The following is a 19056-nucleotide window of genomic DNA, read 5'->3' on the forward strand; positions in this document are numbered from 1 at the left end:
ATTTTGAGCTGACTTCCGCGGAACTGGTAGTTTTTATGGCAGTTCCGGACGCCCGGTGGCGCCCTGTGGCGCGCTTTGACGAATCGCAGCGCAATCGTCGCATATTTCTGGAACCCGCATGAAACCGTCTTTTCCGGCCGCGCCGGTTGTCGAGCGCGCCGCCGAGCCTACCGAAACGAACATCCGCGAGCTGGTGTACGCGTTTTATGACCGCGTGCGCGCCGATCCGCTGCTCGGGCCGGTGTTCGACGCAACGCTCGCGGGCCGCTGGGACGACCATCTGCCGAAGATGTGCACGTTCTGGGCGAGTCTCGTGCTCGGCGCGAAGCAGTACCGCGGCAATGTGCAGCAGGCGCATCAGCCGCTCGAGGGAGTCGAACCGCAGCATTTCAGCCGCTGGCTGTACCTGTTTCTCGACACCGTCGAATCGCGCTACGAGCCGGCTGCGGCCGTGCGCTTCATGGAACCGGCGCTGCGTATCGCGCAGAGCTTGCAGCTAAGCCGCTTCGGCTGGGACTACAAGATTCCGGCGGAACAGCAGGCGTTGCTCGAACGCGTGGCGCCGAAGCGGCCTCGGGCGGACGACGAACCGCATCTTCCCGCACGGCCCGCCGGGGAACCGTTTCCGACGCGCATTATCGGTAAATCGCGGGACGAGTGAGAGCGGTGGGTGCCGTGCCGAGCCCACGCCCGGCGCTTACTCCGACGCGCCGTTGCCCGACTCGATGCCCCAGCGCGCAAGCGCCGCGTCATCGGTCACGCGGGCGTCGACCCAGCGCTCGCCCGCCTCAGTTTTTTCCTTCTTCCAGAACGGCGCCTGCGTCTTCAGATAATCCATCACGAATTCGCACGACGCGAATGCGTCGCCGCGATGTGAAGCGGTGGTCGCGACCAGCACGATCTGATCGAGCGGATAAAGCTTGCCGACGCGGTGCACGATCAGCACCTCGATGCCCGGCCAGCGCTCGCGCGCGCTCACGATGATCGCCTCTAGCGACTTCTCGGTCATGCCCGGATAGTGCTCGAGTTCCATCGCCTCGACGGTGCTGCCGTCGTTCAGATCACGCACCGTGCCGACGAAGCACGCCACCGCGCCGACCTTCGGATTGCGGGCGCGCAACGCGGCGACCTCGGCGGTGAGATCGAAATCTTCGGTTTGCACACGAACGGGCATAGCGGGCTCCTTGCGGTTCAACCGCCCGTGACGGGTGGGAAGAACGCGACCTCGCAGCCTTCGGTGATGCGCGTGCCGGCGTCGGTCATCACGTGATTGCAGGCCATGCGCAGCGCGCGGCCTTCGGCCAGCGTGTCGGCCCAGATGCCGCCGCGCACGCGCAGCCACGCGCGCACGTCGCCGACGGTCGCGACGCCCTCGGGCACCTCGACGGTTTCGTCGGCCAGGCCGAGCGCTTCACGCACGCTCGCGAAATATCGCAGTTGAATCTTCATGGGATGCCGCCGGCTCAGCCGGCCTCAATTCAGCAATTCGGAAAAAGGAATGAAGCGCACGGTTTCGCCCGCGCTGATCGCGTGATTGGGCGGATTGTCGATCAGCCCGTCGCCCCATACCGTCGACGTCAGCACGGCCGAGCTCTGGTTCGGGAACAGATCGAGGCCGCCCTCGGCATTGATGCGCGCCCGCAGGAATTCATTGCGGCGATCGGCCTTGCTCTGCGTGAAGTCCGCGCGCAGCGACAGCGCGCGCGGCACGACGGCCTGCACGCCGGCAAGACGCAGAATGAACGGACGCACAAACAGCAGAAAGGTGACGAAGCTCGATACGGGGTTGCCTGGCAGGCCGATGAAAAACGTCTCGGCTGAAGGGGCAGCGGGAGCCGCGGCTGAATCTTTTGCCGAGCCGCTGTCCGCGCCGCGGCGCACCGCGCCGAACGCCAACGGCTTGCCCGGCTTCATCGCGATCTGCCACATCGCGAGGCGCCCTTCCGCTTCGACGGCCGGCTTCACATGATCTTCCTCGCCGACCGACACGCCGCCGCACGTCAGAATGAGATCATGCGCCTGCGCGGCTTCCCGCAGCGTGGCGCGCGTCGCATCGAGACTATCGGCGACGATGCCGAAATCGCTCACCTCGCAGCCGAGCTTCTCGAGCAGGCCACGCAGCGTGAAGCGATTCGAGTTGTAGATCGCGCCGGGCTTGAGCGGCTCGCCAGGCATGGTCAGTTCGTCGCCGGTAAAGAACACGGCGACTTTCACGCGACGGCGCACGGGCAGTTCCGCGCAACCGACGGACGCCGCGAGCCCTAGCGCCTGCGGCGTGAGCCGCGTGCCGGCCGGCAGGATCACCGAGCCGCTGCGGATGTCCGCGCCTTGCGCGGTAATCCATTCGCCCGGCTGCGGGCTGTGCAGGATAGTGACTTCGTCGGCGGCGGCTTCCGTTTGCTCCTGCATCACGACCGCGTCCGCGCCCGGCGGCACGGTCGCGCCGGTGAAAATGCGCGCCGCCGTGCCGGGCTTCAGCGGCTCGGGCGCGTGGCCGGCGGGAATGCGTTGCGATACCGGCAGGCGGCGGTTGCCGTGAGCCGTCAGGTCGGCGGTGCGGATCGCGTAGCCGTCCATTGAACTCGTGTTCATGGGCGGCACGTCGAGCGGCGACACGACGTCGGCCGACAACACCCGGCCCGACGCTTCGAGCGTCGGAACCGACTCGTTGCCGTCGACGGCGCGCGCGGCGTCGAGCAAGGTCGCGAGTGCGTCGGCAGTGGCGAGCATCGGAGCGCGGGGCGTGGGAGTGGACATCTGTGGTTTCAGGCCGCTGGTCAAAAGAACATTGTAGCGGGCCAACGGCGAGCCTTGTCGGGTCGGCGATGCTGGCACCGACCCGCCCTTCGATACTCAGGCGCCCGTATTCGCGGCAATGAAGTCCTTCACGCGCTGCGCGTCCGCCGGCAACACTTCGAAGCGCTGCGGCAGCGACTCCAGTCCCGCGAACGCCGCCGGACGCTCCGGTTCGCGCAGCAGCGCTTCGCGAATCGTTTCACCGAACTTGATCGGCTGCGCGGTCTCCAGCACGATCATCGGAATGCCCGGCTGCAGATGTTCGCGCGCAACCTTCAGGCCGTCGGCGGTATGCGTGTCGATCATCGTGTCGTAGCGCTGGAACACGTCGCGGATCGCCTCGACGCGATCGTCGTGACTGCTGCGGCCCGACACGAAACCGAACTCCTTCACGCGCGCAAAGTCGCCGCTCGCCGCAAGGTCGAACCCGCCCTTTTCCTCGACGTCGCGGAACAGTTGCAGCACGCGCGACGGATCGCGGCCGAGCAGATCGAACACGAAGCGCTCGAAGTTAGACGCCTTCGAAATGTCCATGCTCGGGCTGCTCGTGTGATACGTCTCGGCCGCCTTGCGCACGCGATAGATGCCGGTGCGGAAGAACTCGTCGAGCACGTCGTTTTCGTTCGTGGCGACCACGAGCTTTTCGATCGGCAGACCCATCATGCGCGCGATGTGCCCTGCGCACACGTTGCCGAAGTTGCCCGACGGCACCGTGAACGACACGCGCTCGTCGTTGCTCTTCGTCGCCGCGAAGTAGCCCTTGAAGTAGTAGACGACCTGCGCGACGACGCGCGCCCAGTTGATCGAATTGACCGTGCCGATCTTGTACTGCGCCTTGAACGCGTGATCGTTCGACACCGCTTTCACGATGTCCTGGCAGTCGTCGAACACGCCCTCGACCGCGAGATTGAAGATGTTCGGGTCTTGCAGGCTGTACATCTGCGCGGTTTGAAACGCGCTCATTTTCTTGTGCGGCGACAGCATGAACACGCGAATGCCCTGCTTGCCGCGCATCGCGTATTCGGCGGCGCTGCCGGTGTCGCCCGAAGTCGCGCCCAGAATGTTCAGCGTTTCGCCGTGCTTCGCGAGCGCGTATTCGAACAGGTTGCCGATCAACTGCATCGCCATGTCCTTGAACGCGAGCGTCGGACCGTTCGACAGTTCGAGCAGCGACAGCGGCGCGCCGTTCTCGACGCCAAGCGTTTTCAGCGGCGTGATCTGCGCGGCGCTTTCGTCGTCGCGCACGTTGCTGTACGTAGCCGCCGTGTACGTTTTGCGCGTGAGCGCGCGAAGGTCTTCGGCGGGAATGTCGTCGCTAAACTTCGACAGAATTTCGAATGCGAGGTCCGCGTACGGCAGCGTGCGCCAGCGCGTGAGCTCGTCGGCGCTGACGCGCGGATAGTCGGCCGGCAGATAGAGGCCGCCGTCTTTCGCGAGACCGCCAAGCAGGATTTCGGAGAAGGTGTGGCGCTCGCCGGCTCCGGCGCCGCGCGTTGACAGGTAGTTCATAGTTGGCCTAGTTCAGCGCTTCCATGCGCAGCTTCGTGACTTGCGAGACAACGGTCTTCAATGCTTCGATCGTTTTGATCGCCGCGTTGACGTGCTTTTCGACCGTTTCGTGCGTGATCAGGATGATGTCGGTCTCGCCCTTGCCGTTGGCGTCGACCTGTTCCGATTCTTTCTGCAGCAGCGCGTCGATCGAGATACCCGTGTCGGCCAGAATGCGCGTGATGTCGGCGAGCACGCCGGTCACGTCGGCAACACGCAGACGCAGGTAGTAGCCGCTCGTCACTTCGTCGATGGGCAGAATCGGCGTGTTCGACAGACGGTCCGGCTGGAAAGCCAGATGCGGCACGCGATGCTCGGGGTCGGCCGTGTGCAGGCGCGTCACGTCGACCAGATCGGCGACGACCGCCGACGCCGTGGGCTCCGCGCCCGCGCCCTTGCCGTAGTAAAGGGTGGTGCCGACCGCGTCGCCGTGCACGACGACCGCGTTCATTGCGCCTTCCACGTTGGCGAGCAGACGCTTGGCCGGGATCAGCGTGGGATGCACGCGCAATTCGATGCCCTTGTCGGTACGGCGCGCGATGCCGAGCAGCTTGATGCGATAGCCGAGTTCCTCGGCGTATTTGATGTCGATCGCGGCGAGCTTGCTGATGCCCTCCACATACGCGCGGTCGAACTGCACCGGCACGCCGAACGCGATCGCGCTCATGATCGTCGCCTTATGCGCGGCGTCGATGCCTTCGATGTCGAAGGTCGGGTCGGCTTCGGCGTAGCCCAGTTCCTGCGCGGCCTTCAGCGCGGTCGCGAAGTCGAGCCCGCGGTCGCGCATTTCCGAAAGAATATAGTTGGTCGTGCCGTTGATGATGCCCGCGATGTACTGAATCTGATTGGCCGTCAAGCCTTCGCGCAGCGCCTTGATGATCGGGATGCCGCCCGCGACGGCCGCCTCGAACGCGACCATCACGCCGTTCGCGCGCGCCGCCTCGAAGATCTCGGTGCCGTGCACGGCGAGCAGCGCCTTGTTGGCCGTGACCACGTGCTTGCCGTTGCCGATTGCGCGCAGCACCAGATCGCGCGCCACGCCGGTGCCGCCGATCATTTCCGCGATGATGTCGATCGACGGATCGTCGACCACCGCGTTGAAGTCGTCGGTCAGCGCGACGCTCGCGGCTTGCGCGCCGAGCGCCGCCGTCGCCTTGGCCGGATTGCGCACGGCGATGCGCGCAATCTCGATGCCGCGGCCCGCGCGACGTTTGATTTCATCCTGATTGCGGCGCAGTACCGTGAAGGTGCCGCTGCCTACCGTGCCGAAGCCCAGCAGTCCAACTTTGATCGGTTCCATGCAGCGTGGTGTCGTGTAGTGATTAAGGGAATTCGGGTGCCGGTTGGCCGGTGCGCGCAGCGGACAGATCACGCGTTGCGCACCGTATTGTGCGCTACGCCGTGTGACGTTTGCGATAACCGTCGAGGAAGCGCGCGATCCGGTTGATGGAATCGGCCAGATCGTCGACGTTCGGCAGGAACACGACGCGGAAATGATCCGGCGTCTTCCAGTTAAAGCCGGTGCCCTGCACGAGCAGCACGCGCTCCTCCAGCAGCAGGTCGAGGATGAACTGCTGGTCGTTCTCGATCGGATAAATCTTCGGATCGAGGCGCGGGAACATGTAGAGCGCCGCTTCCGGCTTCACGCAGCTCACGCCCGGAATCGCCGTCAGCATGTCGTACGCGAGCTCGCGCTGCTTGTAGAGGCGCCCGCTCGGCACAATCAGGTCGTTGATGCTCTGATAGCCGCCGAGCGCGGTCTGGATCGCATACTGGCCGGGCACGTTCGGGCACAGGCGCATGGAAGCGAGAATGCCGAGCCCTTCGAAGTAGTCTTTCGCGTTGCGGCGGTTTTCGCCCGTGAGGCCCGAAATGAACATCCAGCCGGCGCGGTAGCCGCACGAGCGGTAGCTCTTGGACAGGCTGTTGAACGTGACGGTCAGCACGTCTTCGGACAGCGCGGCCATCGACGTGTGCGTCTTGCCGTCGTAGACGATCTTGTCGTAGACCTCGTCGGCGAAAATCACGAGGCCGTGCTGGCGCGCGATTTCGATGAGGCCGAGCAGCAGTTCGTCGGAATACAGCGCGCCGGTCGGGTTATTCGGATTGATGACGACGAGCGCGCGCGTATTCGGCGTGATTTTCGCGCGGATGTCGTCGAGGTCCGGCATCCAGCGGTTCGATTCGTCGCAGATGTAATGCACGGGCGTGCCGCCCGCGAGGCTCACGCCGGCGGTCCACAGCGGATAGTCGGGCGCGGGCAGCAGCACTTCGTCGCCGTCGTTCAGCAGCCCCTGAAGCGCCATCACGATCAGCTCGGACGCGCCATTGCCGATGTAGATGTCGTCCAGCTCGACGCCGTGCACGCCTTTTTGCTGCGTGTAATGCATGATCGCCTTGCGCGCGGCGAACACGCCCTTGGAGTCCGAGTAACCGGACGAACCAGGCAGATTCAGGATCATGTCCTGAATGATTTCGTCCGGCGCTTCGAAGCCGAACGGCGCCAGGTTGCCGATGTTCAGCTTGATGATGCGATGGCCTTCTTCTTCGAGCCGCTTCGCATGTTCGAGGACGGGCCCGCGAATGTCGTAGCAGACATTCAACAACTTGTTGGATTTGAGAATCGGTTTCACGGCGGGCACTTCATCCTGGTTAATGTCCTGGTTAATGTCCCGGTTAAAGGGCATTGAGGGCTTCAAGGCTTGAGCTCGGGGCTGGCGGCGAACGGCTCGGCCAACCGGCTCTGGCGAACAAATCGACGGACCGTGCAGGCTCGCCGATTGCGGAATTCGGGTGCGGCAACGCCGCGGGGCCGCCCGGGGTCGGGCCGCCCATGGTGGACGAAAGCGGGCGGAACCAGGTAGGTAGCCGGTGGGTCGCACCCCGAACCTTAGCGCCACTTGTGACGGCGCATGAGCAGGGGCGCCGCGAGGCGGCTGTAGGGTAGCCCCCTTTCCTTTCGGAAAAGGGGCCCCCTTGGAACTGTACGTGCGGCTTTCACCGCATACAGCTCGAGCCTACAAACAATGCTCCGTCTACGACGGGACCGGCTTCGTTACTACAAGTTTACCAGCGTGCACTTGCTGGTGGCAGTGCGGGTGAAGCAATACCCGGTTAGACAGCGAGTCCGACCCGCCATGCATCCGATATTCAAGATGATGGTCATGCCAGCCGGTGTCCTCCGTCAGGGCACAGCCACAGTGCGCACACAACCCGCTCTGCGACATATATAGCGTCGCCCATTGCTTCCGGTAACGCACCGATTCCCACATGCGTTCCTGACGCAACTGCTCGCCATACTGCTCCCACGTCGGATCAAAGGGATGGTAGTCCCCTTTCACCTTCTTGTGCCGTTTGATAACCGTACCGTTGATCTGGTACAGCTCAAACAGTCCCTTGCTGCCGTCTTTCCAAACCACGGGAGCGGCAAAGACCCATTGTCGTTCACCAACGGAGTGGAAGTACTTCTGTCCCACCCATCTGGCGTTCTTCTGCGGGTGTCGCCTCTTCGACCACCACCAGAGTCTCCGGAAAACCAGATACTCCATGCGGTTGTACGCCTGCTTGGCCACGACGGGACTGTGATACTGCGCCCAGCCCCGTAGCATCGGGTTCAGCAGCCGGATCAAATCCTCCTGCCTCACCGTCTTGTTGCCGCTGATCGTTTCCGACACCTTGCGATAGAACGCTTGCGCGTTTTTCTTGCTCGGCTTGATGAGCAGTTTTCCCGAGTACTTCCGGAAATTCCACCCAAGGAAATCGAAGCCGTCATCAATGTGGGTGATCCGCGTTTTTTCCTCCGACAGTCGCAGCCCCCGAACAGCAAGGAATGCTTCCACCCAAGGCTTGACCTCGCTCTCCAGCATCTCTTTCGAGTCGCCGGTGATCACAAAATCATCCGCGTACCGCACCACATTCACTTTCAGCTTCTTGGCCTTCGCGATCCCGAATTTCGCACCGAGATGCGCAACCAGTTCACGTTCCAACCCATTCAGCGTCACATTGGCCAGCGTCGGGGAAATGATGCCCCCCTGCGGCGTACCGGCCTCTGTCGCCTGCAACTGACCTTTATAAATCAGGCCAGCCTTCAACCACTTCAGCAGAATGCCTCTGTCCATTGGGACATTGGCAGCCAGCCAGTCGTGATTGATCCAGTCGAAGCAGCCTTTGATATCGGCTTCCAGCACCCATCGGGCAGAGCCCTTCTGGGACGTGGCGACGAAGATCTGCGACATGGCATCGGCCGTCGAACGATTGAGTCTGAACCCATATGAGTTCGGATCGCTCGTCGATTCCGACACCGGCTCCAGTGCCAGCAGATACAGGGCCTGCATCGCCCTGTCCCGCATGGTCGGAATGCCCAGAGGGCGCTCCTTTCCATTGGCCTTGGGGATAAAGACCCTCCGTAATGGCAGAGGCTTGTACCCACGCCGCTTCAACCTGCCGACAGCTGCCCATCGGCTCTCAGGCGAGTCCCATAGCTCGCGATCGACTCCGGCCGTTCGCGCACCCTGGTTCTGCGTAACACGTCGTACCGCGTACAGCTTTGCGGACAACGTGCGGGTCAGCATCCGTTGCAGGGCCTTCACCCTGCGCCAGTCACTTTCCCGCGTCGCCTTCGCAATTCGCATCTGCATCCCTCTCACGTTCCGTTCGACCCGACGCCAATCTACGGCGTACCAGTTGTCAGGCACGTGGGAAAGCGCAGATCCATCCTTCCGGACGGATACTTTCATGCTGCTCTCCTACCTTGGGTTGATCATTCCCACAGCAGAAGGCGCATCTTCCCCAGCGGGGTAGATACACCCCGCTAGGGAACAACAGTTGAACAAGCATGGGCGCATGCGCCCATACGTCATCCATGTACTACGCACGGACGCGAGCGTCCGTGTCTACCAAAGTACCAAGGTCTGTCAGCCATCTTGCGACGGTAGACCAGACGGAAGTCTGCCCGCTTTCGCGTGGGATGATGTCTCAACCCCTATCCGGGCCATTACAGCCCGGCATTCGCTTTTTCCGTCCTCCCATACCCGCACCGTCAACAGCGTTCCTTGCGGTCCACCTGCCAGCCAAACCGCGCTGGCAACGATACGGGCTTACCGCGTTCCCGGTATGTCACACGACTGACGTAGGTTCTGCCTATTCCCCGACGGTCCAACGACGACGCAATCCGACCTTCTAGCGGATTGACCGACCGCGCACCTTTTGGTTAGTGCCTACCAGCAGCTTTGGCACTGCATTATTAACGAGGTTTATCAGCAGTTCACTTACATTAACCTTATCAGCCAGCCTAGCTCCTCGACCCCATTGCTGCTAGGAGTCTCCGGATGACCACCTCACGGCATTCATCCGCCCGAAATCGCCGGGGGCTACATTGTCAGAGAAGCTTCACACCCCACCGTTACCAGTGACGCATGTCCTCCTAGGCTACTGCTGGTCGCACAGCAGGTTCCCTACCGCACAGGGGTTACCCTGTGCGGTTGAACAATGACAAACCGAGCTTGCGCTCGACCTACCCTGAAATCACATACTCCAATCCGCTTTGTTAGCGGAGTTGAAGCCGCTAACTGGGCGGAACCTGACGGTAATCAGGTCAATGCAATTGCGCACAAGAGTCCGAAGACTCCAACGCGTCTAAGGCTACGATTCCAAGCCAGACAAGCACCCGGTTTCGCTTGCTACACAAGGGGTGGCCACAAGGTGCCACCAATGGGACGGCTTTCGCCGTCCAGTCGATGCGACTCGCGTCGCACAAAAAGTTATAATTTAGCGGATTTTGGCCGACTTCCGCAATGCACCAGGCGTAACGGGAGCCTTTTGGGCCCTTTCCTGTCCCACTCGTGTAGAACCGCCCTGCTCGCCCCTCGTGCGATCAGCCCTTCAACACGCATGATGTCTCGCGACGACTTCGGAAAACGAATTTGAAATTACATCAGGATTCCAGCGGCGCCCTCAATACCGTCACCGGTTACGGCGCCGGCTATGTCGAAATCAATCTCGTGCGTCACGTGGGCAGCCTTCTCGTGCTGCCGGACGCGCCTGTCATCCCCTGGCCGGTTACGTCTTTCGAGCAGCTGAGCGCCGAGCTTTTCGCGATGCTGGTCGAGCCCGCGCCCGAGGTCGTGATATTCGGCAGCGGCGAGCGGCTGCGCTTTCCGCATCCGCGCCTGACGGCGGCGCTCACCGCGAAGCGCATCGGCGTCGAAACCATGGACTTCAAGGCCGCCTGCCGCACGTACAACATTCTGATGGCCGAGGGCCGCAAGGTTGCGGCTGCGCTGCTGATCGAAGGCTAGCGCGGCAGCCGACGCGCCGCCCGCGCGCGCCCGCGCCCGCTCTCGCCGCGTCACGCCCGATCACGTACACTGCGCGCCATCCGCGCGAGGCCGGCTGCGTGCCGCCATCTCCGAATAACAACGCGGCGCCGCGCGAGCGGCGTCGCCAGAAAGGTTTGAATCCATGAACGATACGCCGTCGAGGCTACCGCTCAACCGCACCGCCATCCTGCTGCTGGTGCTCGCCCTTGCCGTCATCTGGTTCGTGCCGCTCGGCTGGCGCCATCTGCTGCCGAGCGACGAAGGCCGCTACGCCGAAATGGCCCGCGAGATGTTCGTCACCGGCGACTGGATCACGCCGCGCTACAACGGCTACAAGTACTTCGAGAAACCGCCGCTGCAAACCTGGGCGAACGCGCTGACGTTCGCGTGGTTCGGCATCGGCGAATGGCAGGCGCGGCTCTATACGGCGCTGACCGGCTTTGCCGGCGTGCTGCTGATCGGCTACACCGGCGCGCGCGTGTTCAATGCGGCGACCGGCGTGTTCGCCGCGCTCGTGCTGGCGACCTCGCCGTACTGGAACCTGATGGGCCACTTCAACACGCTCGACATGGGCCTGTCGTTCTGGATGGAGCTCACGCTCTGCGCGTTGCTGCTCGCGCAGCGCCCCAACCTCAAGACTTCGTGCGAGCGCGGCTGGATGTGGCTGTGCTGGGGCTCGATGGCGCTCGCGGTCCTGTCCAAGGGTCTCGTCGGCGTGATTCTGCCGGGCGCGGTGCTGGTGCTTTACACGCTGATCGCGCGCGACTGGGCGGTGTGGAAGCGTCTGCATCTGATCGGCGGCCTGATCGTGTTCTTCGCGATCGTCACGCCGTGGTTCGTGCTGGTGCAGCAGCGCAATCCGGAATTCCTCAATTTCTTTTTCATCGTCCAGCAGTTCAAGCGCTATCTGACGCCTGAGCAGAACCGCCCCGGAGCGTTCTATTACTTTGTGCCGGTGCTGATTATCGGTTTCCTGCCGTGGCTTTCGGTGACCGTGCAAAGCGTGCGTCACGCGTGGCGTCTGCCGCGTCAGCCGAACGGCTTCGCGCCCGTCACGATGATGCTCGTCTGGATCGGCTTCATCTTCCTGTTCTTCAGCGCGTCGCACTCCAAGCTGCTGTCGTACACGCTGCCGATCGCGCCGGCCATCGCGCTGCTGATCGGCATGTATCTGCCGCTCGTCACGCGCGAGCAGTTGCGCCGCCATCTGACCGGCTATGTGCTGTTTCTCGTAGTCGCCGCGTTTGCCTCGCTGTTCCTGCCGCGCTTCGGCAGCGCGCGCAATCCGGCCGAGCTGTATGCCGAGTACCGCACGTGGGTGCTCGCGGCGCTCGCCGTTGCCTTCGTGCTGACGCTCGCCGCGCTGTGGCTGAATCGCCGTGGCCGCGCGAGCAGTCTCGGCGCCATCGCCAGTTTCGGCGCGGCATGGCTGCTGCTCGGCACGATCGCCGGGACGGGCCACGACGTGTTCGGCCGCCTCAGTTCCGGCGCGCCGCTCGCGCCCGCGATCAAGGCGCAGATGGCGAAACTGCCCGCCGACACGCCGTTCTACTCGGTCGGCGTGCTGGATCACACGCTGCCGTTCTACATCGGCCATACGATGACGATGGTCGAGCATCCCGACGAACTGGCGTTCGGCGTTTCGGTGGAACCGCAGAAATGGCTGCCTTCGGTGCAAGCATGGGTCGAGCGCTGGAAGGCCGACCGCTACGCGCTCGCGCTCATTCCGCCGTCCACCTACGACACGCTTCTCAAGCAGGGCCTGCCGATGCAGGTCATCGCGCGCGATTCGCGCCGCGTCGTCGTGATGAAGCCGCTCGCGGCGGGCGCGGCGGGCGCGGCGGCCGCGGCGCTGGAAAAACCGCAGCAGTGACCCTATATCAGGACCTGAACATTCGATGAACCCGATTTCCCTCTTTTGCATTCTTGCCGGCGTCACGTTGAACGCCGGTGCGCAGTTGTTGCTCAAAGCCGGTACGAATGCCGTTGGACACTTCGAATTCACCCGTGCGAACATCCTGCCGATCGCCTTTCGACTTGCGACGCAGCCACCGATCATCGGCGGTCTGGCGTGCTATGTGATCAGCGTCGTGGTGTGGATCGTCGGGCTGTCGCGCGTGGACGTGTCGATCGCGTATCCGATGCTGTCGCTCGGCTACATCGTCAATGCGTTCGCCGCGTGGTATCTGTTCGGCGAAGTGCTGTCGGTGCACAAGCTCGTCGGCATCGGCGTGATTCTGGTCGGCGTGGTGATACTTGCGCGCAGCTAGGCGCGTTGCGTGGAACGCCGTGGCAAGCGCCGCGGCAAACGCCGGGGTAAAGACAGCGTAAGCCGGCATCCATGCCGGCCAAGCAAAATGTAAGGTTCATCGCGGTATGCTCCGCGGTTGCACCCTTTTTCGGCCTTGGCCTCGAATCGCGCCCAGTGTGTTTCCACAGCGCCGTTCGGGCCCCGGCTTCATTGATCGAGCGAAGCATTCATGACCCAGTCAACCGTTGCGTCTCTGCCCTTCCTGCCGTTCGTCAAACCGGAAATCGACGAAGAAACGATTCAGGGCGTAGCCGATGTGCTGCGCTCCGGCTGGATCACCACGGGCCCGCAAAACCAGAAATTCGAGGCGGCGCTCTCCGAATTCTGCGGCGGCCGTCCGGTGCGCACGTTCAATTCCGGCACGGCGACGCTCGAAATCGGTCTGCGCATTGCAGGCGTCGGCGAAGGCGACGAAGTGATCACGACGCCCGCCTCGTGGGTGTCGACGAGCAACGTGATCTACGAGGTCGGCGCGACGCCGGTGTTCGCCGACATCGACCCGGTCACGCGCAACATCGACCTCGACAAGCTCGAGCAGGCGATCACGCCGCGCACCAAGGCGCTGATCCCCGTCTATCTGTCCGGCCTGCCCGTCGACATGGACCGCCTGTACGCGATCGCTCGCGCGCACAAGCTGCGCGTGGTCGAAGACGCCGCGCAGGCGTTCGGCTCGACATGGAACGGCAAGCGCATCGGCGCGATCGGCGACATGGTCTCGTTCAGCTTTCACGCGAACAAGAACCTCACGTCGATCGAAGGCGGCGCGCTCGTGCTGAACAATGAGGACGAAGCCGTGCTCGCGCAAAAGTACCGGCTGCAAGGCATCACGCGCACGGGTTTCGACGGCATGGATTGCGACGTGCTCGGCGGCAAGTACAACCTGACGGACGTCGCCGCGCGCGTCGGCCTCGGTCAATTGCCGCATCTGGAACGCTTTCTCGCGCAGCGCAGGAAACTCGCGCACGCGTACTTCGCCGGCTTCGAGGGCGGCGCGGCACAGAAGCTCGGCGTCGGTCTGCCGTTCGCCGACTTCGAGAACAGCAACTGGCACATGTTCCAGATCACGCTGCCGCTCGAAAAGCTTTCCATCGACCGTGCGGGTTTCATGAGTCAATTGAAAGACCGCGGCATCGGCTCCGGCGTGCACTATCCTGCGATTCACCTGTTCACGCTGTATCGCGCGCGCGGCTTTACGGAAGGCATGTTCCCGCACGCCGAGCGTTTCGGCGCGACGAATGTCACGCTGCCGCTCTTCACGCTGATGAACGAAGGCGACGTGGAGCGCGTCTGCCGCGCAGTCAATGAAATTTGCGAACAATACGGAAAATAAGCGGAAATGATTTATACGGAACAACGCGCCGTCACACCGGAAGTGTCGATCATCATTCCGGTGTACAACGAGGAAGCCGGGCTGGGCGCGCTCTTCGCGCGGCTCTATCCGGCGCTCGACGCGCTCGGCACGTCGTATGAAGTGATCTTCATCAACGACGGCAGCCGCGACAAATCCCCCGCGCTGCTCGCCGAGCAGTTCCGCGCGCGCCCCGACACGACCCGCGTGATCCTGCTGAACGGCAACTACGGGCAGCACATGGCGATTCTCGCGGGCTTCGAGCAGTCGCGCGGCGAGATCGTCATCACGCTCGACGCCGATCTGCAAAATCCGCCGGAAGAAATCGGCAAGCTGGTCTCGAAGATGCGCGAAGGCTTCGACTACGTCGGTACGATTCGCCTGCAACGCCAGGACAGCTTGTGGCGCCGCAAGGCTTCGCGCGCGATGAACCGTCTGCGCGAGCGCATCACGCGCATCAAGATGACCGACCAGGGCTGCATGCTGCGCGCGTACAGCCGGCACATCATCGACACGATCAATCGCTGCGGCGAAATCAACACGTTCATTCCGGCGCTCGCGTACACGTTCGCGCAGAATCCGGTCGAGATCGAAGTGGCGCACGAAGAGCGCTTCGCGGGCGAATCCAAGTACTCGCTGTATTCGCTGATCCGCCTGAATTTCGACCTCGTGACCGGCTTCTCGGTCGTGCCGCTGCAGTGGCTGTCGTTCATCGGCGTTATCCTGTCGCTCGGCTCCGCGGCGCTGTTCGTGCTGCTGCTGATTCGCCGCTTCATCATCGGCGCGGAAGTTCAGGGCGTGTTCACGCTGTTCGCCATTACGTTCTTCCTGCTCGGCGTGATCATCTTCGCGCTCGGGCTGCTCGGCGAATACATCGGGCGGATTTATCAGCAGGTGCGCGCGCGTCCGCGTTATCTCGTGCAGACCATTCTCGAAGAGCGCAACGGCACGGCGGTGGCCGACATGCCGCGTCAAACCGTCGTGCAGGCTGTTCAACCGGCGCCGATTGTCGACCAGCGCGATCACCGCGACCAGGGCCCGAACCGATGAAACCGCGCGCCGTCGTATTCGCGTATCACAACGTCGGCGTGCGCTGCCTGCAGGTGCTGCTCGCGCGCGGCGTGGACGTGGCGCTCGTCGTCACTCACGAAGACAGTCCGACCGAGAACATCTGGTTTGGCAGCGTCGCGAGCGTGGCGGCCGAGCACGGCATTCCCGTCGTGACGCCCGCCGATCCGAAAAGCCCGGAACTGCGCGCGGCGGTGAGCGCGGCGCGGCCGGACTTCATCTTCTCGTTCTACTACCGCCATATGTTGCCGGTCGACGTGCTCGCGCTCGCCGCGCGCGGCGCCTACAACATGCACGGCTCGCTGCTGCCGAAGTACCGCGGCCGCGTGCCGACCAACTGGGCGGTGCTGCACGGCGAAACCGAAACCGGCGCGACGCTGCACGAAATGGCCGCCAAGCCGGACGCGGGCGCGATCGTCGCGCAAACGCCGGTGCCGATCCTGCCCGACGACACCGCCGCGCAAGTGTTCGATAAAGTCACCGTGGCCGCCGAGCAGACGCTGTGGCGCGTGCTGCCCGCGCTGCTGGCGGGCGAGGCGCCGCATCTGCCGAACGATCTGTCGCACGGCAGCTACTACGGCGGGCGCAAGCCGGAAGACGGCCGCATCGACTGGAGCCAGCCAGCGCAACAGGTCTACAACCTGATTCGCGCGGTCGCGCCGCCCTATCCCGGCGCGTTTACCGACGTCGGCGGCCGGCGTTTTGTTGTTGCGCGCGCACGCCTCGCGACACCCGGCGCGCTTCGCCCGGATTTGCCGCCGGGCCTGCACGTAAGCGATAATGCCGTTTTCGCGATATGCGGCGACGGTCGCGCGATCGCCATCCACGAATTGCGGCACCAGCACGACGGCACCGAAACTGTCGTCACTCCGGCCGAATTCGCCCAGCTCATTCAAACTCCCCGACCTTTATGAAGAAAGTCCTGATCCTGGGTGTGAACGGCTTTATCGGCCATCACCTGTCCAAACGCATTCTCGAAACGACCGATTGGGAAGTCTTCGGGATGGACATGCAGACCGAACGTCTGGGCGATCTCATCAATCATGAGCGGATGCACTTCTTCGAAGGCGACATCACGATCAACAAGGAGTGGGTCGAATATCACGTCAAGAAGTGCGATGTGATTCTGCCGCTGGTCGCGATCGCCACGCCCGCCACTTACGTGAAGCAGCCGCTGCGCGTGTTCGAACTCGACTTCGAGGCGAACCTGCCCATCGTGCGTTCGGCGGTGAAGTACGGCAAGCACCTCGTGTTTCCGTCGACGTCCGAGGTCTACGGCATGTGCACGGACGAGCAGTTCGATCCGGAAGAATCGCAGTTGTCGTACGGCCCGATCAACAAGCCGCGCTGGATCTACGCGTGCTCGAAGCAGTTGATGGACCGCGTGATCTGGGGCTACGGCATGGAGGGCCTGAACTTCACGCTGTTCCGTCCGTTCAACTGGATCGGCCCGGGCCTCGACTCGATCTACACGCCGAAGGAAGGCAGCTCGCGCGTGGTCACGCAGTTCCTCGGCCACATCGTGCGCGGCGAGAACATCAGCCTCGTCGACGGCGGCGCGCAAAAGCGCGCGTTCACCGATATCGACGACGGCATCGGCGCGCTGATGAAGATCATCGACAACAAGAACGGCGTCGCGACGGGCAAGATCTACAACATCGGCAATCCGACCAACAACTTCTCGGTGCGCGAACTCGCGCACAAGATGCTGACGTTGGCCGCGGAATTCCCGGAATACGCCGAGACCGCGAAAAAAGTGCAACTGGTCGAGACGTCGTCGGGCGCGTACTACGGCGCGGGCTATCAGGACGTGCAAAACCGCGTGCCGAAGATCGACAACACGATGCAGGAACTCGGTTGGGCGCCGAAGTCGACCTTCGACGAAGCGCTGCGCAAGATTTTCGAAGCGTATCGCGGCCACGTCGCCGAAGCACGCGCGCTCGTCGAACAGCAATAAGGGCTGATCCTTGGCCCGTATCGTCCTGAAGATCGACGTCGACACGCTGCGCGGCACACGCGAAGGCGTGCCGAATCTCGCGCGTATTTTCGATCGCTTCAAGGCGCGCGCCACCTTCCTCTTTAGCCTCGGGCCCGACCACACCGGTTGGGCGATGCGCCGCGTGCTGCGGCCGGGCTTTCTGAAAAAGGTGTCGCGCACGTCGGTGGTCGAGCACTACGGCATCAGGCAACTGATGTACGGTGTGCTGCTGCCGGGGCCGGATATCGGCGTGAAGGCGTCGGCGGAGATGCGCGCGATCCACGAAGCCGGTTTCGAATGCGGCATTCACACGTGGGACCACGTCTATTGGCAGGACAACGTGCGCTCGAAAGATCGCGCGTGGACCGCGGCGCAAATGCAGCAAAGCCATGATCGTTTCGTCGATATTTTCGGCGCGCCGCCGCTCACGCATGGCGCAGCCGGCTGGCAGATGAACGGCCACGCGTTCGAGCAGATCGACGCGTGGGGCATGCACTACGCGTCCGACGGCCGCGGGCATTCGCCGTATCTGCCGGTCGTCGACGGCAAGACGCTTGCGCATGTGCAGATGCCGACCACGCTGCCCACGCTCGACGAAGTGCTCGGCGTGAACGGCGTGGACGAACACAACGTGGCCGCGTTCATGCTGAAGCACACGGAAAACAATCCGCACGATCAGGTCTTCACGCTGCACGCGGAACTCGAAGGGCAAAAGCTCGCGCCGATCTTCGAACAGTTGCTGAACGGCTGGCGCGCGCAAGGCCATACGTTTGCGACCATGGGCGACTATTACGCGGCGCTGGACCGCGGCGCGCTGCCATCGTACCCTGTTACGTGGGGCGAAATTCCAGGGCGCTCCGGCGAGTTGATCGTCCAGCCGTGACGGGTCGGTCGGCACACTTCCAGTCGACGCAGCCTTCGTTGCCATCCGGTTGGTATTCGATTACAGACCGGCAGACTGCCCTGATGCCCAGCCGCCACGCGAGACTATGCGCGCACCGGTAGCCCCTCCCCCAAAAAGTTTCGATGCCAGGCCCGCGCCGCCATAACGCGCACGCCGACCATAACAACCGGAGAACCTCGTGCCCATCGCAGTCGATAAACCCATCCCCGACTTCACCGCTGCCGCTACCGGAGGCGAGATCACGCTGTCCGGCCTGCGGGGTAAGAAGGTGGTGCTGTACTTTTATCCGAAGGACAACACGCCGGGCTGCACGACCGAAGGTCTGCAGTTTCGCGATCTGTATCCGAAGTTCAAGAAAGCCGGCGCCGAAATTCTGGGCGTCTCGCGCGACAGCCTGCGCTCGCATGACAATTTCAAGGCGAAGCTCGAATTGCCCTTCCCCTTGATCTCGGACCCCGAAGAAAAACTGTGCGCGCTCTTCGGCGTCATCAAAATGAAGAAAATGTATGGCAAAGAAGTGCGGGGAATCGAGCGCTCCACGTTCCTTATCGACGGTGACGGCGTGCTGCGGCAGGAGTGGCGCGGCGTGAAGGTGCCGGGCCATGTCGACGAAATTCTGGAGGCTGTACAAGCGCTTTGAGGCGCGTTATATTGGGTTGCAATGAGTGCCTGTCCACCCCAAATTTTTCGTCGCTGCGCAAGACTTGACGGTCATATCGCCGTCGTCGCCCTCATCGGGACTGGCGGAGTCGTCAGGCGCAACGCGAACACCGTAGGCGAGCCGCT

Annotated in this window: 17 protein-coding genes; 10 read left to right on the plus strand and 7 right to left on the minus strand. The window is 63.1% G+C overall.

What is annotated here, in order from left to right; all coding sequences use genetic code 11:
• Positions 1 to 118: 118 nt before the first annotated feature.
• A complete protein-coding gene (locus AB6809_RS09195) occupies positions 119 to 661 on the plus strand; it encodes a group III truncated hemoglobin (protein WP_029971376.1) in 543 nt (180 codons plus the stop codon).
• Positions 662 to 697: 36 nt separating this feature from the next.
• Here AB6809_RS09195 and AB6809_RS09200 read toward each other — a convergent pair whose 3' ends face one another.
• The 7 genes from AB6809_RS09200 to ltrA form a co-directional block, all read right to left on the minus strand.
• A complete protein-coding gene (locus AB6809_RS09200; protein ID WP_371026412.1) occupies positions 698 to 1174 on the minus strand; it encodes a molybdenum cofactor biosynthesis protein MoaE in 477 nt (158 codons plus the stop codon).
• Between the two features lie 17 nt (positions 1175 to 1191).
• Positions 1192 to 1449: a molybdopterin converting factor subunit 1 gene (gene moaD, locus AB6809_RS09205; protein WP_371026413.1), complete on the minus strand. Its 258-nt coding sequence runs from the start codon at positions 1447 to 1449 to the stop codon at positions 1192 to 1194.
• 24 nt (positions 1450 to 1473) lie between these two features.
• Positions 1474 to 2730 (minus strand): gephyrin-like molybdotransferase Glp, encoded by a 1257-nt coding sequence (gene glp / locus AB6809_RS09210; RefSeq protein ID WP_371026451.1) that lies wholly within the window; start codon positions 2728 to 2730, stop codon positions 1474 to 1476.
• Between the two features lie 123 nt (positions 2731 to 2853).
• Positions 2854 to 4305 (minus strand): threonine synthase, encoded by a 1452-nt coding sequence (gene thrC, locus AB6809_RS09215; protein ID WP_006048845.1) that lies wholly within the window; start codon positions 4303 to 4305, stop codon positions 2854 to 2856.
• A gap of 7 nt (positions 4306 to 4312) precedes the next feature.
• Positions 4313 to 5644 carry a homoserine dehydrogenase gene (locus AB6809_RS09220; RefSeq protein ID WP_053858014.1) on the minus strand — a complete coding sequence of 444 codons (1332 nt, stop codon included), beginning with the start codon at positions 5642 to 5644 and terminating at the stop codon, positions 4313 to 4315.
• Positions 5645 to 5738: 94 nt separating this feature from the next.
• Positions 5739 to 6986 carry a pyridoxal phosphate-dependent aminotransferase gene (locus AB6809_RS09225; RefSeq protein ID WP_029971373.1) on the minus strand — a complete coding sequence of 416 codons (1248 nt, stop codon included), beginning with the start codon at positions 6984 to 6986 and terminating at the stop codon, positions 5739 to 5741.
• Between the two features lie 393 nt (positions 6987 to 7379).
• The gene (gene ltrA, locus AB6809_RS09230) at positions 7380 to 9080 is read right to left on the minus strand and encodes a group II intron reverse transcriptase/maturase (protein WP_371026414.1); all 1701 of its coding nucleotides are present in this window, start codon (positions 9078 to 9080) and stop codon (positions 7380 to 7382) included.
• Positions 9081 to 10265: 1185 nt separating this feature from the next.
• On the opposite strand from ltrA, the gene AB6809_RS09235 reads away from it, so the two are divergent.
• From AB6809_RS09235 to AB6809_RS09275, 9 genes are all read left to right on the plus strand, one after another.
• Positions 10266 to 10640: an Mth938-like domain-containing protein gene (locus tag AB6809_RS09235; RefSeq protein ID WP_029971371.1), complete on the plus strand. Its 375-nt coding sequence runs from the start codon at positions 10266 to 10268 to the stop codon at positions 10638 to 10640.
• Positions 10641 to 10803: 163 nt separating this feature from the next.
• Positions 10804 to 12534: a glycosyltransferase family 39 protein gene (locus AB6809_RS09240; RefSeq protein ID WP_371026415.1), complete on the plus strand. Its 1731-nt coding sequence runs from the start codon at positions 10804 to 10806 to the stop codon at positions 12532 to 12534.
• 25 nt (positions 12535 to 12559) lie between these two features.
• The gene (locus AB6809_RS09245) at positions 12560 to 12931 is read left to right on the plus strand and encodes an SMR family transporter (RefSeq protein WP_006048839.1); all 372 of its coding nucleotides are present in this window, start codon (positions 12560 to 12562) and stop codon (positions 12929 to 12931) included.
• Between the two features lie 210 nt (positions 12932 to 13141).
• Complete coding sequence (locus AB6809_RS09250) at positions 13142 to 14302, plus strand: DegT/DnrJ/EryC1/StrS family aminotransferase (protein WP_371026416.1); 1161 nt, start codon at positions 13142 to 13144, stop codon at positions 14300 to 14302.
• A 6-nt stretch (positions 14303 to 14308) separates the two neighbouring features.
• On the plus strand, positions 14309 to 15370 hold the full coding sequence (locus AB6809_RS09255; RefSeq protein WP_006048837.1) for a glycosyltransferase: 1062 nt from the start codon (positions 14309 to 14311) through the stop codon (positions 15368 to 15370).
• Positions 15367 to 16302 (plus strand): formyltransferase, encoded by a 936-nt coding sequence (locus AB6809_RS09260; protein ID WP_006048836.1) that lies wholly within the window; start codon positions 15367 to 15369, stop codon positions 16300 to 16302. The genes AB6809_RS09255 and AB6809_RS09260 overlap by 4 nt, the downstream gene beginning before the upstream one ends.
• Entirely contained in the window at positions 16299 to 17345 is a 1047-nt protein-coding gene (locus AB6809_RS09265; protein ID WP_006048835.1) for a bifunctional UDP-4-keto-pentose/UDP-xylose synthase, read from the plus strand. The genes AB6809_RS09260 and AB6809_RS09265 overlap by 4 nt, the downstream gene beginning before the upstream one ends.
• A gap of 10 nt (positions 17346 to 17355) precedes the next feature.
• Entirely contained in the window at positions 17356 to 18249 is an 894-nt protein-coding gene (locus AB6809_RS09270; RefSeq protein ID WP_029971368.1) for a polysaccharide deacetylase family protein, read from the plus strand.
• A 199-nt stretch (positions 18250 to 18448) separates the two neighbouring features.
• Complete coding sequence (locus AB6809_RS09275) at positions 18449 to 18910, plus strand: peroxiredoxin (protein ID WP_371026417.1); 462 nt, start codon at positions 18449 to 18451, stop codon at positions 18908 to 18910.
• The last annotated feature ends 146 nt before the right edge of the window (positions 18911 to 19056 follow it).

The sequence above is a fragment of the Paraburkholderia sp. RCC_158 genome (assembly GCF_041355255.1).
Lineage (GTDB): Bacteria > Pseudomonadota > Gammaproteobacteria > Burkholderiales > Burkholderiaceae > Paraburkholderia > Paraburkholderia graminis.

What these genes read in the sequence shown, in the direction of transcription:
- AB6809_RS09265 (WP_006048835.1), top strand. Translation starts at nt 16,299, where the DNA reads ATGAAGAAAGTCCTGATCCTGGGTGTGAACGGCTTTATCGGCCATCAC.
- AB6809_RS09195 (WP_029971376.1), top strand. Translation starts at nt 119, where the DNA reads ATGAAACCGTCTTTTCCGGCCGCGCCGGTTGTCGAGCGCGCCGCCGAG.
- AB6809_RS09200 (WP_371026412.1), bottom strand. Translation starts at nt 1,174, where the DNA reads ATGCCCGTTCGTGTGCAAACCGAAGATTTCGATCTCACCGCCGAGGTC.
- ltrA (WP_371026414.1), bottom strand. Translation starts at nt 9,080, where the DNA reads ATGAAAGTATCCGTCCGGAAGGATGGATCTGCGCTTTCCCACGTGCCT.
- AB6809_RS09250 (WP_371026416.1), top strand. Translation starts at nt 13,142, where the DNA reads ATGACCCAGTCAACCGTTGCGTCTCTGCCCTTCCTGCCGTTCGTCAAA.
- AB6809_RS09255 (WP_006048837.1), top strand. Translation starts at nt 14,309, where the DNA reads ATGATTTATACGGAACAACGCGCCGTCACACCGGAAGTGTCGATCATC.
- AB6809_RS09220 (WP_053858014.1), bottom strand. Translation starts at nt 5,644, where the DNA reads ATGGAACCGATCAAAGTTGGACTGCTGGGCTTCGGCACGGTAGGCAGC.
- AB6809_RS09260 (WP_006048836.1), top strand. Translation starts at nt 15,367, where the DNA reads ATGAAACCGCGCGCCGTCGTATTCGCGTATCACAACGTCGGCGTGCGC.
- AB6809_RS09245 (WP_006048839.1), top strand. Translation starts at nt 12,560, where the DNA reads ATGAACCCGATTTCCCTCTTTTGCATTCTTGCCGGCGTCACGTTGAAC.
- AB6809_RS09240 (WP_371026415.1), top strand. Translation starts at nt 10,804, where the DNA reads ATGAACGATACGCCGTCGAGGCTACCGCTCAACCGCACCGCCATCCTG.
- glp (WP_371026451.1), bottom strand. Translation starts at nt 2,730, where the DNA reads ATGCTCGCCACTGCCGACGCACTCGCGACCTTGCTCGACGCCGCGCGC.
- thrC (WP_006048845.1), bottom strand. Translation starts at nt 4,305, where the DNA reads ATGAACTACCTGTCAACGCGCGGCGCCGGAGCCGGCGAGCGCCACACC.
- moaD (WP_371026413.1), bottom strand. Translation starts at nt 1,449, where the DNA reads ATGAAGATTCAACTGCGATATTTCGCGAGCGTGCGTGAAGCGCTCGGC.